Source organism: Aestuariibaculum lutulentum (assembly GCF_032926325.1).
GTDB lineage: Bacteria > Bacteroidota > Bacteroidia > Flavobacteriales > Flavobacteriaceae > Aestuariibaculum > Aestuariibaculum lutulentum.
In genome coordinates this window covers 2,275,477-2,290,881 of the sequence record NZ_CP136709.1, presented here as the reverse complement: position 1 = coordinate 2,290,881, position 15,405 = coordinate 2,275,477, and the positions used below count along the sequence as shown (strand labels likewise).

Here is a 15,405-nt window from a genome sequence, read left to right as displayed (position 1 = left end):
CTATTATTAATTAATTAAATGCAACTACTATCCGATAGAGTTCTAAATATGGCAACGTCTGCGACATTAGCCATGGCTGCAAAAGCAAGAGAACTAAGAAATGAAGGCAAAGATATTATTGGTTTAAGTTTGGGTGAACCAGACTTTAATACACCAGACTTTATTAAAGATGCCGCGATTCAAGCTATTAACGACAACTACAATTCGTATTCTCCTGTAGATGGTTATGCTGATTTGAAAGACGCTATCATTACGAAGTTTAAACGCGATAATAACTTAACATACACACCAGCTCAAATTGTAGTTTCAACAGGTGCTAAACAATCTTTAGCTAACGTTGCTGCTGTTTTAACAAATCCTGGTGATGAAGTTATTGTTCCTTGTCCTTATTGGGTTAGTTATGCAGATATCGTAAAATTATACGATGGTGTACCTGTTGAAGTAGAAACTTCTATTGATACAGATTTTAAAATGACACCTGAACAATTAGAGGCTGCTATTACTCCAAAAACAAAAATGATTTGGTTTAGCTCTCCTTGTAACCCTAGTGGATCTATTTACAGCGCTGAAGAATTAAGAGGTTTAGCAGATGTATTGGTAAAATACCCTAACATTTATGTAGTTTCTGATGAGATTTACGAGCACATCAACTATGTTGGTGGTCATGCGTCTATGGCTCAGTTTGAAGATATGTACGATCGTACCATTACAGTAAACGGTGTATCGAAAGCATTTGCTATGACCGGATGGCGTATTGGTTACATTGGAGCTCCTGAAAAGATTGCTCGTGCATGCAACAAGATTCAAGGACAAATGACAAGTGGTACAAACTGTATCGCTCAACGTGCAACTATAACTGCCCTTAACGAATCTCCAGACCGTGTTAAATACATGATCGACGAGTTTAAAGTACGTCGTGATTTAATCTTAGGATTATTAAAAGATATTGAAGGTTTTGAATGCAACACGCCACAAGGTGCTTTTTATGTATTCCCTAACGTTTCTGCGTTCTACGGAAAAACATTTAAAGGAAAAACAATCAACAACGCTTCAGATCTTTCTATGTTTTTCTTAGAAGAAGCTTTAGTTGCAACAGTTGATGGTGCTGCTTTTGGTAACCCAAACTGTTTACGTATTTCTTACGCAGCTTCTCAAGAGCAAATTATTGAAGCTATGAGACGTATTAAAGAAGCTTTAAGCTAAAAACACGAAGCATTATATATTTGAAAAGCCACTATTTAAGTGGCTTTTTTTTTATTTAAAATAATAAATACTGAACAATATTAATAACGCTAATACAACTGAAGAAACCACCAATAATTTCATTCTGGCTTTCTTATTCGCCAATTGTACTTTTTCCCGTATCCGAAGCAAATCTGCTTCAGTAGCTTTTGGAAATGTTTTCATTTTCGCATTGGCATAACTGCCTTCCAAAGCTTTATTTTCTTTGCGTTTTGAAACTAAATTTCTGTTATTTTTAAGTGAATTGTTTGCAGCCATCATAGCGCCTTCGCCTCCCATAATTTCTAAAATTTAAAAGTGAAACAAATAGTTAATTCTTAAAATCAAAAAGCACCGCTACAAAACGATGCTTTCATTATTTATTTTTAAAAAGCTGCTTTATCTATAAGTAGTAAAACACTTTCAATTGTTACACCTTTAGAAATTATTTTTCTACGACTTTAGACAGATAATTTAAAGTGACTGCACAAATGCAATAAGTTGATCTCTTTCTTCTTTCGACAAGGACTTAAATTCATTTTTAGCATTTTCAGCCTCGCCTCCATGCCATAAAATAGCTTCTTCAATATTTCTTGCTCTTCCGTCATGAAGTAAATAGGTATGTCCGTTTACCACAGAAATCAGTCCAATTCCCCAAAGCGGCTGTGTCCTCCACTCGTTCCCATCGGCAAGAAAGTCTGGCGCATGATCAGCTAAACCTTCTCCCATATCATGTAATAACAAATCGGTGTATGGACGAATCTCCTGATTGCGATTGGCTTCTATATAATAAGAATTATTGGTAGTAAACTTAGGTGTATGGCATTTAGCACAGGCTATGTTATTAAATATCTGCTTCCCCTTTAACACTTCATCGGTGTCATAATCTCTGCGGGCCGGAACAGCCAAAGTACTTGAATACAGCACTACTCGATCTAAAACTGTGTCTGGCACTTCTGGTTCTCCTCCACTTATAATAGTTGAACCATCGAAACCTGAAGGAAACGTTTCCTTTGGAAAAATAGAGCTCGTTAATCCAATATCACCCGAAAAAGCTCCAGCGACCTGCTGACGAACGGTCGGTTGATTCGCTTTCCATCCGAAGCGTCCCAATTTTATAGTATTCGACGTTCTATCGAAAACATAATTTGCCTTTCCAGAAATACCATCAGCATCAGCATCGGTAATATCTTCCGCAGCCAATATGGTGGATTCTGATAATGCTTCGAGCAATCCCATGCCTATCATTTGGTTTGCTACACGAGGGGACACGTGCAAATCTGAAGTCATATCTCCGTAATTATAACCTTGAATATTGTAGGTTGGTTTTCTTAATTCCGCCGAGCTACCATCGGGATACATCTCGGTAATATATTCATAGGAAATTGTATAAGCTGCCTCAGCATCTACGCCGTTAATAGCCACATCCTGTAATTGCCCACCATAAACAGGGTCTGGTAAATATGCCCCGTGAACATCTTGTTGAGACGTACTTAAACGCAACAATAAACCGGTTCCTAATTCACCATCATATTCTGGCGCGCGTCCTCTACCATCCTTAAAATGACAACTTGCACAAGAAATAGCATTAAAAAATGGTCCTAGACCATCTCTCGCTGTTGCTGTTGCCGGTGCGGTAATCCAACTTTGTCTGAAAAATGAATTTCCTATTCCGAAATCGGTTTCCTGATCTGAGGTTAATCCTCTGGAAAAAAAACCAAAGGCTTCTTCTGAATTATTTACAATCGTTCCATTCTTACCTCCCGAAAGGTATTCTCCTTCCTCAGGCTTCATAACATAACCGCTTTCATCATTTTTACTGCAACTGTAAAAAACGATGAATGCGGTTAGTATAATTAATGCTTTATAAAGCATAAAATTAATTCTTCTTAAAGTTCGTTTAATGTAATTCCCAAGCTGTTCGCAGCATAACTTAGCTCTGAACCAAACAACTGCATTGCTGTTTTAGCTGCTGTTACTTTTGCTCCCTCAATTGATTCCGGTCCTTCTGCAATTGCTAAATCGAATGGAATTAAAGTGGCATCAGTTTTAACAACAACGTCTGTAATTACACCTTGAATTTCTAAAGCTAATTCCGGATTAACCTCAGCAACTAAATCTGCTATGGACGGTCCTGAAATATTTCCATAAGTTCCTTTATAAACATTGATAGACGCCTGAAGATTTAAACGTACATCTCTGTGGGTATTATCACTAAAACAAGAATGCTCATCTTCCTGATCCTGGTTAAACAACGCCACATTAACACGCTCGATTGCTAACTCTGAATACACAAGGATAGCTGCTCCATTAAACATTTTCTTAAGGGCTTCATCTTCCGACAACTCTTGTGTAAAATAAGTACGGTAAGCAGCTCCTGGTGCCCAAGCATCGACTAAATACTGAAGGTTTTCTGTTAATAGTCCTGCACAAATTGACAAATAATCGCGTCTTCTACCCTGGTTATCAGCTGTTCCGCCATCAACAAAATCTGTATATGGTCTTAAACCCGCCAATTCTTCTGAAGGCGCAGTTAAATCCTGACCCCACAATAAAAATTCGATAGCATGGAATCCAACACTAATGTTCTTCTCCCCTCCATCTTCATTTAAATCAATTAATAATTGTTTAGTTATGCTTGGATAATTAACTAAATCGTTAATGATTCCAGAATCTGAAACACCTTCAACATAATCGATAAAGTTCTCATCTAACGGCCAGGCATTAATTAAGGCTTCCGGTCCGTTTTCATCATCGATTGGTCCATCTACAAATCGGAAAGCTTCTGTCGTTCCATAACTTTCACGAGCTTGTTTCCAAGCCGATTTTGCATTTTCGAAGTTTGCTTCAGTAGGTTGTGAAACAAATACATTTACAACTGTTTCTAAGTTTACAGCATCATTATATGAGTCTAAATAATTCTGATAAACAATTTCAGCGTAATTTTCTATTACTGCACTTTTAGAAATCGACAACTTATCATCGTTATCTTCGTTACATGACACCACCCCCATAATACCGAGGGCTAATGCAAATTTGGTTAGTGTTAATTTTTTCATTTAGATAGATTATATAGTAAATTAGATCCACAAATATATAATTTATATTTAATCTAAATAAAAATACTAAATTAAAATACTTTCTCTGTATTCATTAAAAAATCAACTTTCATAAGCAAAATAGTGTTAAAACCCTTACGAAATTACCCTAATACAATAATATAAAGTAAATTACGAGAGTTAAATCTACTCTCTAAGTCTCATTATGTTCCCCTCTAAAAATATCATTTTCTTTATATCTCTGTTTTATTGCTCTCTTATGATTTCACAAAATGAAACAGACAATTGGTACTTTGGTGATAACGCAGGATTAAACTTTGGTAATATCAAACACTTAGTCTTAAATGATGGTGCTATGACTACCCCTGCCGGATGCTCTAGTATTTCAAATAAAAATGGTGAATTACTATTTTACACCAACGGGCAAACGGTATGGAATAAAAACCATGAGATCATGAGTAATGGCATTAACTTAGCAGGAGACATCAACAACACTCAATCAACCATAATTGTCCCTAAACCATCAGATCCAAATACCTATTATATATTCACAACACGAGAAAATCCTACGAGCACACCTTTGGTTACTTCCGGATTATTCTTCTCTACTGTAAAATTTACAGTTCAAAACCCTCTGGGAGAAATAACATCAAAAAATTCCAGATTAACAACAACTATAACTCAAAGAATAACAGCAATTCATGATGCTATAACCAATACAATAAAAGTTATTACATTTGGTAGTGAATCTACTCAAAACAATGCACCGAAAGACACCTTTTTTATCTTCACAGTAACTTCAAACGGCGTAAATAAAACGCCTGTAAAAACACAAGAAAGAACAATAGTTTCTTCAGCAGGAGCTATGAAAATCTCTCCCGATGGAAAAATTATAGCTTTAGCTGATTTCGATGGCAACTTCATTTATTTATATAATTTTGACATTACCACCTCAGAAGTAAAATATTACAATACAATTAACCCTAACCTTTTAATGGATCCTTTAAATCCCTATGGGGTTGAATTTTCTCAAGATTCGAAAATCCTATATTTTACAGGAAATAATGCTTACAACAGAAGCTTTCTTTATAAATTTCTTCTATACGAACCTAGCATTTTTAATTCAAAAAAACTGGTATCAACCACCACTGAGTACAGTTATGGAGATCTACAATTAGCTAAGAACGGAAAGATTTATGTTGCTAATTATTTACCTACTACCCCTCCTGACATTGTTAAAAATATCAACGTAATAAACACTCCTAAAAACGAGGATGATTCTGGTTTTTCCGCTTTTAGTATTAATTTAGAAACAGGTGCTTCTTTAAAAGGACTACCTCTTTTTGTTTCTTCTTTTTTTAGAAACCGTATTATAACAGAAAATCAATGTGCTGGTATTCCATTCACTTTTACCACAGACTCCTATATGCCAATAGACTCTATTCTTTGGGAATTTGGAGATGGTAACACCTCTTCTGAACGCTCACCAGCCTACACCTATACAAACGATGGTAATTATATTGTAAAGGCGACAATATTTTTTAATAATGAGCCTTTTGAAATCTATAAAGATATTCAGGTTTACGAAAATCCTAAAATAGAAAATAACGAAGTACTAACCCAATGTGATACTGATAATGATGCCATTGCAATCTTCAACTTAAATAACATAAGAGATAAAATAAGTAACTATAGAAAAACTTTTGAACTAAGCTTTTACTATTCTAATGAAGATGCCCAAAATGACATGAATAGAATTAAAAATATCGAAAACTATACAAATCGCAGTAACCCCGAAGAATTGTTTGTTAAAATAACAACATTAGAAGGTTGCTACACCATAAGTAACTTTTATTTAGAAACTACATTTAACAATTTACCTTATATTGAAGAAATATACAGTTGTGAAGATGCTGACGGTATTTTTAATAATAGTATAGGCCTATTCGACTTAAATGAGAAGGAAGATAAAATCAGAAATCAATTGACTATTCCTGAAACATCGACACTTATCTTTTATCCGACTTTAGAAGATGCCCAAACCAAAACAAATTCACTAGGCTACACCCATAAAACACAGACTTCTACACTTTGGGTTAGAATTGAAACACCTGATAATTCCTGCGCTGGAATTGGTTCCTTTAATGCTATTGTAAACTCGCCTATTGAAACCAATTTAGAAAAAAATTATACTATTTGTTCTTCTGATGAAGATATTATATTCAATTTAGATGGAGGAAAAAGCAACGACATATGGGAATGGAAAAATAACGAAGGAAATATTATTTCATCCAATCAAAAAATTAATTTAAACACCCCCGGAGATTACTCCTTAACTGTTTATAAAACAGAAAACGCTATAACTTGTTCAAAAACTGAATACTTTAGTATCAATAAAGCTAACCAGATAGAAATCAAATCTATTAATGCTGAAAATTACCAAATTTCAATCTCGGTAGAAGGTCAAAGCAATTATGAATTTTCTATTGATGGCATCCATTATTTTGGAAACGGTAACGAATATCTCTTTACAAATGTTGAAGCCGGAATTTATACAGTGCAAATAAAAGACATTAACAATTGTGAATTTCCTGCTTATCAAAAAGTTTCCTTCATAGGATTCCCTAAATATTTCACTCCAAACAATGATGGAGTTAATGATTTTTGGAAAATTGAAGGTGTAGATTCAGATTTTTACATCTCTGCTAATATTGATATTTATGACAGGTATGGTAAATTCCTATATTCTATGAATATTGACAAAAACCTTATTGGATGGGATGGTACCTTTAATGGAACTCCTCTAACATCAAATGATTACTGGTTTAAAGCCATCTTAACAGATCACAATAATGAAACTTTCATAAAAACGGGCCATTTTAGCCTTAAACGATAATAATCATTTAATCTACCTGTTTCTCCAGAAAAATGGGGTAAATAAGATAAGAACCGTAAATAACTCTAAACGCCCGATAAGCATTAAAAAGGAAGACCACCATTGCGCCAACGGAGGAAGTGCTGCATAATTATTTACAGGACCAAAACTACCTAATGCCGGACCAATATTTCCTAGACTTGATGCTGACAACCCTACGGAAGACGTATAATCGATACCAAACATGGAGAATACTAAAGCGCCAACAATAAAAGATAACATGTATAAAATAAAAAAGGCCAGAATATTAAATACGATATCTCCCGAAATAGCTTTTGTATTATAGCGTACCGGCAAAATCGCATTCGGGTGAAGTACACGCTTAAATTCTAGAAATCCGTTCTTAATTAGTATTAAGTGACGGACTACTTTCACACCTCCTGAGGTACTTCCAGCAGAACCTCCCAAAAACATCAATCCGAAAAAGAACACCACTAAAAATGGCGTCCATAAAGTATAATCGGCAGAAATAAATCCTGTGGTAGTAATCACTGTTAACACCTGAAATAAAGCATGCCTGAATGCACTTTCACCACGCCCCCAGACCATGGGATGATGAATAGTTGATACAGAATGATCGGCTTTAAAATAGATAATAACTGCGGCAATAACAGAAAACACAAGTATAAACCTGAAGTAAAGCTTAAACTCTTCGTCTTTAATAACTTTCTGAACTTTTCCTTTAAAAGCAAAATAACTGAGGACAAAGTTAGCCCCTGCCAAAAACATAAAAAGGATAACAATATATTGAATAATTGGCTGATCGTTCCAATAGGCTAAACTGGCATTTTTTGTTGAAAAGCCACCTGTAGATACTGTAGCCATTGAGTGATTTATGGCATCGAAAAATGACATTCCTGCCAGTTTAAGAAACACGGTTTCGGCAACTGTGTAACCAAAATAAATCAACCATAAACGTTTTGCTGTGTCTGTAATTCTGGGATGTAATTTATCGGCACTAGGTCCTGGCGCTTCAGCAGCAAATAACTGCATACCCCCGATACCTAACAAAGGTAAAATAGCAATCGCTAAAACAATAATTCCCATACCTCCTATCCAATGCGTGGTACTTCTCCAGAACAACACACCTTTTGGAACCGCTTCAATATCGTTTAAGATCGATGCTCCGGTAGTGGTATACCCAGACATGGTTTCAAAAAACGCATTCGTAAAACTAGGTATACTTTCAGTTATCACATAAGGCAAAGTCCCTGATAAAGACATGATAATCCATCCAAAAGCAACAACAATATACCCTTCGCGTTTATTCATTTCTTTGGTATGATGACGCGTAAAAAACATAGCTATTACACCAATCAAAAGTGTTAAAATACCTGCTGTAAAAATTTTAAAAGTAACCCCATCTTCACAAATTAAACTCACCAAAGCCGACAGCAACATAAAGCCTCCATTAAACAAAAGAAGTAAGCCTAAAAAGTGAAAAATGATTTTATAATTAAGTTTCAAAATTGAATATTTTTTGAAGTTGATTAAAGGAACAGCTTTTCTACACGTTTAATAGATTGTAAAAGACAACAAACTACCACTCTATCACCTTCCTGAATTTTAAAGTTTCCTAAAGCTATCATACCAACGCCATCTCGAATAACACCACCTATAATGGCTGAACGTGGAAAATCAATACTTCTAATAACCTTATTACACACAGCAGATGTCGCCTTCACCTCAAACTCTAACAACTCAGCATTTAGGTTACTAAGTTTAGTCATCGCAACCACTTCCCCTTTTCTTATATATCTGAAAATATTATTAGCTGCCAATAACTTTTTATTAATAAGCGTATCGATACCAACCGACTGAGACAACTCAAAATAGTCCATATTCTCAACCAAAGCAATGGTCTTTTTAACTCCTTTAGATTTGGCTACCAGACAAGACATGATGTTCGTTTCAGAATTTTCAGTAACGGCAATATAAGCATCCATATCACTGATATTCTCTTCATCTAACAAATCCACATTTCTACCATCTCCATGTACCACAAGTACATCAGGTAACAAATCTGCAATATAAAAGGCATGCTCCTTATTCTGTTCAACAAGCTTTAGGTTGAATTTCTTTTTACAAAGATCTCTTGCTGCTTTGTAACCTATTTGACTACCGCCAAGAATCATAACATCCTTAATTTCTCGATTTACCTTTCCGGTTAATCGGCATAGTTCTTCAGCACCACCTTCCGATGTAATAAACACCACATTATCTCCTCGCTCAAATTTAGTATCACCACGAGGAATAATGGTAAACTGCGTACCAAAACGCTGAATAGCGATTGGCACAAAATGTAACTCTGGGAAAATTTCAGCAGCTTCCTTTACTGTTTTTCCAACAAATGATGCCGACCTTGACAAGGTTAACCCCACCATAGTTAAAGCTCCTCCTTCAAACTCATAAGTATCATTAAATGAGGATTGCTTTAAAGATAGTTCTATCTCTGCCGCTGCTAAAGCTTCCGGAGAAATTAACTCATCCACTCCAAAACGGTCAAAACCTAACTCCTCTTTATGATGAATAAACTCTGTATTGGAAATTCTAGCAATAGTTTGCTTGGCCCCTAACTGTTTTGCCAGCGCACTTACTGTAATATTTGTGGTTTCGCTGGATGTTACTGCTATAAACAAATCGCAAATCGCCACGCGAGCTTCCTTTAGTATTGTTATAGAAGTTGCATCACCGCGAACCACTCGAATATCTAAATGGGCATCGGCGTAGGCTATACGTTCTTTATCCGGATCGATTAAAGTAATTTCCTGTGATTCGTAGGATAATAATTTTGCTAAATGAAATCCAACTTCTCCAGCACCAGCAATTATTATTTTCATCTGCTAATTTTCATTTTTAAAGAATACATGATACATTCATTAAAGAAATAACTTCGCTATTAATCTTAATTATAGAATGTTTCATTAACCGTTTTTGTAAAAAGTAGTACAAAGATAGAATAATTTACAATTGTTAAATTAAAAGTCCATTTTCATTTCAATTTCCCACTAATTGTAAATTTGCCCTTTTAACGCATTTAGACTTTATTACATATTTTATACTCGGAATAAATTATGTAGGTTTGTCAAAAATTTAAAGCATTGTCAAAAATTAAACCATACAAGAATAGCGATTTAGGAAAAAAAGAGCAGGTAACTCAAATGTTCGACACCATTTCTGGTGATTACGATGGCTTAAATCGTGTTATTTCCTTTGGAATAGATATAAAATGGCGTAACAAAGTTGTTAAAATAGTAAAAGAAAATAACCCTGATACTATTTTAGACATCGCTACAGGAACAGGAGATTTAGCCATTAATTTAGCTGAAACTAATGCATCCAAAATTGTTGGTTTAGACATAAGCAGTGGCATGCTGGAAATTGGTAAAGAAAAAGTAAAGAAAAAAGGTCTAGACAACAGAATTGAAATGATTCTTGGCGATAGTGAAAAAATGCCTTTTGAAGACAATACGTTTGATGCCATTACTGTATCATTTGGGGTTAGAAATTTTGAAACTCTTGAAAACGGTTTAAAAGAAATTTTACGTGTATTAAAACCTGGAGGTACTTTCGTAATTCTTGAGACCTCTATTCCAACAAAAACACCTTATAAACAAGGTTATAATTTCTACTCAAAAAACATCTTACCGCTTATTGGTAAAATATTTTCAAAAGACCGCAGTGCTTACAAATATTTAAGCGAATCGGCTTCTGCTTTTCCTTATGGTGAAGCTTTAAACAATATTTTACGCAAAGTTGGGTTTATTAATGTTGAAGATTATCCGCAAACATTTGGGGTAGCTACCATTTATAAATCATCAAAGTAAAACATCTATATGAAACGCATCCTTGTTGTAATATTCTTTTTATGCTTAGTTCAGGCTGCAAACGCTCAGCTTTTTAGAAGAGATAAAGTTATTTATGATGCCAATCAAGGACGTGGTTCTACCGACAATAATCTACTGCGTTGGGGATACTTTTTAGGTTTTAACTATTTAGATTTCAACTTTGACTATAATCAAGATTTACGTGATATTTATGTAAAACGCAGTCCAGGATTTAATGTGGGGTTAATTGGAAACTTACGTGTCAACGACTTTTTAGATTTGCGTTTAGAGCCTGGTTTATTAATTTCAAGTCGAGAATTACATTATAGTGAACAGTATTTTATAGATGAAGAACCTAATGGATCTGATTTAATAAGAGAAGTTAAATCGACTTACATTTATGTTCCTTTATTACTTAAAGTTTCAACCAAACGCATAAACAATTTTAAGCCTTTTATCACCGGAGGGTTTTCAACAGCATTGAACTTATCGGCTAACGAAACCAATCCTAACGACAATAGTAACGGACAGTTTAGAACCAAAAAGAACATGTTGTTTTACGAGTTGGGCTTCGGTATTGATTTTTACCTGCACAACTTTAAATTCACGCCGGCTATTAAAGGTGTTTTTGCTATGAACGATGAGTTAATTAGAGATAAAGACCCGAATAGCCCTTGGACGAGTAATATTCATAGTATGCAAACCAGAGGTGTTTTTATCAACTTCACATTTCAATAAAAACTCTGAAAAATTAAGATTTATAAAACTAAAATCTACGCTTAAACTCACTTAATAAAATAGCGGTTGCCGTAGCTACATTTAAACTTTCGGTCGCTTGCAAATCACCAAATCTTGGTATTGAAATCTTATCGGTTACCAGGTTTTCAATTTCTTTCGATATACCGTTAGCTTCATTTCCCATAACTAAAATCCCATTTTTAGGTAAGTCTGAGCTATATACATTATCCCCTTCCATAAACGCACCAAACACCGGTACAGGTACCAAACTAATAAATTCTTCCAGATTTACATAGTTAATGTTTACGCGGGTAATAGACCCCATAGTAGCCTGAATCACCTTCGGGTTAAAACAATCTACCGTCTCTTTACTACACACCAGATCTTTAATTCCAAACCAATCACATAACCTAATTATGGTTCCTAAATTTCCAGGATCGCGAACACTATCTAAAGCCACTATTAATTTATTACTATCAATAGCTTTTGGTTTTGGCATTTTAAAAACTGCTAAGGCTGTATTTGGTGTAGTTAAGAAACTAATACGTTTTAATTCGGCTTCAGAAATTACAGTTTCCAGTTTGGCATCAATATTGAAGCTTTCAGTCGTATATAAGGCATAAAGCGTTAATGAAGAAGCTAATAGTTCTTTTATCGTTTTAACACCTTCTACAACAAACAAACCATGTTGCTGACGGTATTTTTTTTGCTTCAAACTGGTTATTAACTTTATTTGACTTTTAGAAAGCATGTAATTAAATGACTTAAAATGTGATTTTAGGGTATAAAGAAATAAAAAAATACTCTGACGAAAGTCTTAATTTATCTAAATCTTTTTTAAGACAAACACATTTTAGATATTTTAAGTTAAACTCAACAAATAAGCACTGAAAAAAATAAAAATAAACTCATGAAATAATGTATTTTTGAGCCTATAAAAGGTGTTTTTTATTTCAGTTAGTAAAAGAATATCAATAACCTACAATAATTATAAATTTCATTTGAAACAACACGTCCTAAAAATATCAATACTAACAGCAATAGCCAGTTATCTTTTTTCTTGTGATGCTGTAAAACGAGTTGGTGAAAATGAACATTTATTAACCAATAACACGGTTATTATTAACGACAAAAAAAATAGCACTGAAACAATCAACAATCTATTGTACCAAAAACCGAATAGTAAAGTACCGGTTTTAGGAACTCCTTTGCGATTACAAATTTACAACTTAGCCAGACCCGATATAGATTCTATCATGGATGAAAAAATCTATAACGACCCTAAAAAACTGGCGCGTAAAACCAAACTTGTATCCAGAAAACAATTAGACAGATACGTTGACAACCGTATAGGTTTTAACAAATGGCTAAAAACTACAGGAGAACCACCTGTGATTGTAGATGAAGACAAAACAGAAAAATCGGTAAAACGATTAGAAGATTATCACATTAATAATGGCTGGTTCGATGTAGAAGCTAGTTACATTATTAATAGAAATGAAAACAAACGTGCCGATGTTGAATACAAAGTAGAAACTGGCCCTGCATTTATTTTAGATACCATTACCACAAAAATAAAATCACCGGTTGTTGATTCTATTTACCACAAAAAAATATTGCGAAACAGTCGAATAAAATCGAACGAGCAATATAAAACTTCAAATTTCGAACAGGAACGCGAAAGAATTTCAAACGAACTTAGAAATTCCGGGCTATATTATTTCAATCAGGATTATGTAGCTTTTGAAATCGACACCATTGGCACCAACAAAAAGGTGAATGTTGATATTCAAATTCAGGATCGAGCCATTCGAACACAAGATTCTTTAATTCGAGTTCCATTCAATGTTTATAAAATAAAAGATGTAAACATTATAACCGATTATACTTTTGATGACCGTAACAAACCTTTTCAGGATTCAATAACATTTGAAGGTTTTAAACTTTACAGTTACGGTAAAATGCGTTATCGCCCTAAAGCCTTAACCGATGCTATTTTTATTCAACCGGGAAGTATTTTTAAAGATAACGACCGAACCTTAACTTATAGACATATTAATGGACTACGAACCTTTAAGTATCCTAATATTGAATACATAGAAAACGACGATCATACCTTAACCGACACCATTCGGCTAACACCACTTAAAAAATTCAGTTTAGGATTTAGTGCCGATGTTTCTCAAAGTAATATTCAAACCATTGGGTTTTCATTAAACCCTAGTTTATTAATGCGTAATATTTTTAGGGGTGCCGAAACTTTAGAAATTTCGGCTATCGGGTCTATTGGTTCTTCAAAAGATCAAAAAGTAGGCGATCCGTTTTTCGATATTAACGAAATTGGTGCCGATTTAAAACTAACCATTCCTCGTTTCTTTTTTCCGTTTAACACCAACAGAATTATCGCGAAAGACATGTCGCCGAGCACACGAATTTCGCTTTCAACCACCAGTCAGACTAACATTGGTTTAGATAAACAAACACTTAGTGGGGTGTTTAATTATAACTGGTCGCCATCAAGAAAAGTGACCGACCGTCTTGATGTTTTCAATATACAATACGTTAGAAATTTAAACGTAGACAACTATTTTAACGTCTATACCAGTTCTTTCGACAACCTTGAAAATATTGCTTTAAACTCATACAACACGCCTTCAGATTTCATTAATGTTAGCGATAATGGAACGGAATCTTTAATTATCGGGAAATCTGACGAATTTATTGATTTGGTATTATCTGATAATAATTACCAAAACAGTAATCCGAATGAATACAAAGAAGTAAATAACATTAACGAACGAAAGGACAGGTTAACAGAAAACAACTTAATTCTGGCATCCAGTTTTAGTTTAACTAATGATGAACGTACTAATTTATTTGATGAAGACTTTTCTATTTTCCGTTTTAAAATAGAAACTGCAGGAAATCTAATTTCAGGAATGGCAGATGTTTTAGGGCTTAAAAAAAACTCAAGTAATCGATATGAGTTGTTTAATGTGGCCTACTCACAATACGTAAAAACGGAATTAGACTATGTTAAGCACTGGGATTTAGGTAAAAAGAATATCTTAGCTGTGCGCAGTTTTTTAGGCATTGCCATACCATATGGTAACTCAACGAATATCCCATTCTCCAAGAGTTTCTTTGCAGGAGGAGCTAACGACAACCGAGCCTGGACTGCCTATAGTTTAGGCCCTGGAAGTTCCAGAAGCAGCAACGATTTTAACGAAGCCAACTTAAAAATTGCTTTAGGAGCTGAACAACGCTTCAATATTTTCGAGGATCTTAATGGTGCCTTCTTTATTGATGCAGGCAACATCTGGAACGTATTGGATGATGTTGAAGATGAAAATGCCGTTTTTTCAGATTTTAGTTCGTTAAAGGATATCGCTATTGGCTCTGGTTTTGGATTACGTTACGATTTTAGCTTTTTCGTGTTCCGTTTCGATATTGGTTTTAAAACTTACGATCCTTCATATCAAGATCAGAATCGTTGGTTTAACGACTATAACTTTTCTAATGCTGTTTATAACATTGGTATCAACTATCCTTTCTAACTACCAGTAACAGACAAAACCACAACATTTCATATTCGTAATAACTAATTGTATTCTTTTATAAAAAC

The 15,405-nt window shown here is 34.4% G+C and carries 11 protein-coding genes; 5 read left to right on the top strand and 6 right to left on the bottom strand.

Annotation, left to right across the window (positions count from 1 at the left end):
- Nucleotides 1-18 precede the first annotated feature (18 nt).
- Nucleotides 19-1,203: a pyridoxal phosphate-dependent aminotransferase gene (locus R1X58_RS09695; protein ID WP_240574714.1), complete on the top strand. Its 1,185-nt coding sequence runs from the start codon at nt 19-21 to the stop codon at nt 1,201-1,203.
- A gap of 51 nt (nt 1,204-1,254) precedes the next feature.
- Here the strand turns inward: R1X58_RS09695 and R1X58_RS09690 are convergent, their stop codons facing one another.
- The 3 genes from R1X58_RS09690 to R1X58_RS09680 form a co-directional block, all read right to left on the bottom strand.
- Nucleotides 1,255-1,521, bottom strand: coding sequence for a hypothetical protein (locus R1X58_RS09690; RefSeq protein ID WP_240574713.1), 267 nt, complete (start codon nt 1,519-1,521; stop codon nt 1,255-1,257).
- A 174-nt stretch (nt 1,522-1,695) separates the two neighbouring features.
- Nucleotides 1,696-3,015 (bottom strand): di-heme oxidoreductase family protein, encoded by a 1,320-nt coding sequence (locus R1X58_RS09685; RefSeq protein WP_240574712.1) that lies wholly within the window; start codon nt 3,013-3,015, stop codon nt 1,696-1,698.
- A 95-nt stretch (nt 3,016-3,110) separates the two neighbouring features.
- The gene (locus R1X58_RS09680) at nt 3,111-4,280 is read right to left on the bottom strand and encodes an imelysin family protein (RefSeq protein WP_240574711.1); all 1,170 of its coding nucleotides are present in this window, start codon (nt 4,278-4,280) and stop codon (nt 3,111-3,113) included.
- Between the two features lie 259 nt (nt 4,281-4,539).
- On the opposite strand from R1X58_RS09680, the gene R1X58_RS09675 reads away from it, so the two are divergent.
- Nucleotides 4,540-7,176 (top strand): T9SS type B sorting domain-containing protein, encoded by a 2,637-nt coding sequence (locus R1X58_RS09675; RefSeq protein WP_240574710.1) that lies wholly within the window; start codon nt 4,540-4,542, stop codon nt 7,174-7,176.
- A 12-nt stretch (nt 7,177-7,188) separates the two neighbouring features.
- Here the strand turns inward: R1X58_RS09675 and R1X58_RS09670 are convergent, their stop codons facing one another.
- Nucleotides 7,189-8,685, bottom strand: coding sequence for a TrkH family potassium uptake protein (locus R1X58_RS09670; RefSeq protein ID WP_240574940.1), 1,497 nt, complete (start codon nt 8,683-8,685; stop codon nt 7,189-7,191).
- A 20-nt stretch (nt 8,686-8,705) separates the two neighbouring features.
- Nucleotides 8,706-10,055 carry a Trk system potassium transporter TrkA gene (gene trkA, locus R1X58_RS09665; protein WP_240574709.1) on the bottom strand — a complete coding sequence of 450 codons (1,350 nt, stop codon included), beginning with the start codon at nt 10,053-10,055 and terminating at the stop codon, nt 8,706-8,708.
- Between the two features lie 261 nt (nt 10,056-10,316).
- On the opposite strand from trkA, the gene ubiE reads away from it, so the two are divergent.
- Together ubiE and porT are read left to right on the top strand one after the other, a co-directional pair.
- Complete coding sequence (gene ubiE, locus R1X58_RS09660) at nt 10,317-11,042, top strand: bifunctional demethylmenaquinone methyltransferase/2-methoxy-6-polyprenyl-1,4-benzoquinol methylase UbiE (RefSeq protein WP_240574708.1); 726 nt, start codon at nt 10,317-10,319, stop codon at nt 11,040-11,042.
- 9 nt (nt 11,043-11,051) lie between these two features.
- Nucleotides 11,052-11,780 carry a type IX secretion/gliding motility protein PorT/SprT gene (porT, locus tag R1X58_RS09655; RefSeq protein WP_240574707.1) on the top strand — a complete coding sequence of 243 codons (729 nt, stop codon included), beginning with the start codon at nt 11,052-11,054 and terminating at the stop codon, nt 11,778-11,780.
- A gap of 28 nt (nt 11,781-11,808) precedes the next feature.
- Here the strand turns inward: porT and R1X58_RS09650 are convergent, their stop codons facing one another.
- A complete protein-coding gene (locus R1X58_RS09650) occupies nt 11,809-12,531 on the bottom strand; it encodes a TrmH family RNA methyltransferase (RefSeq protein WP_240574706.1) in 723 nt (240 codons plus the stop codon).
- A gap of 250 nt (nt 12,532-12,781) precedes the next feature.
- On the opposite strand from R1X58_RS09650, the gene tamL reads away from it, so the two are divergent.
- Nucleotides 12,782-15,337, top strand: a complete 2,556-nt coding sequence (tamL, locus tag R1X58_RS09645; protein ID WP_240574705.1) for a translocation and assembly module lipoprotein TamL — start codon at nt 12,782-12,784, stop codon at nt 15,335-15,337.
- Nucleotides 15,338-15,405 lie beyond the last annotated feature (68 nt).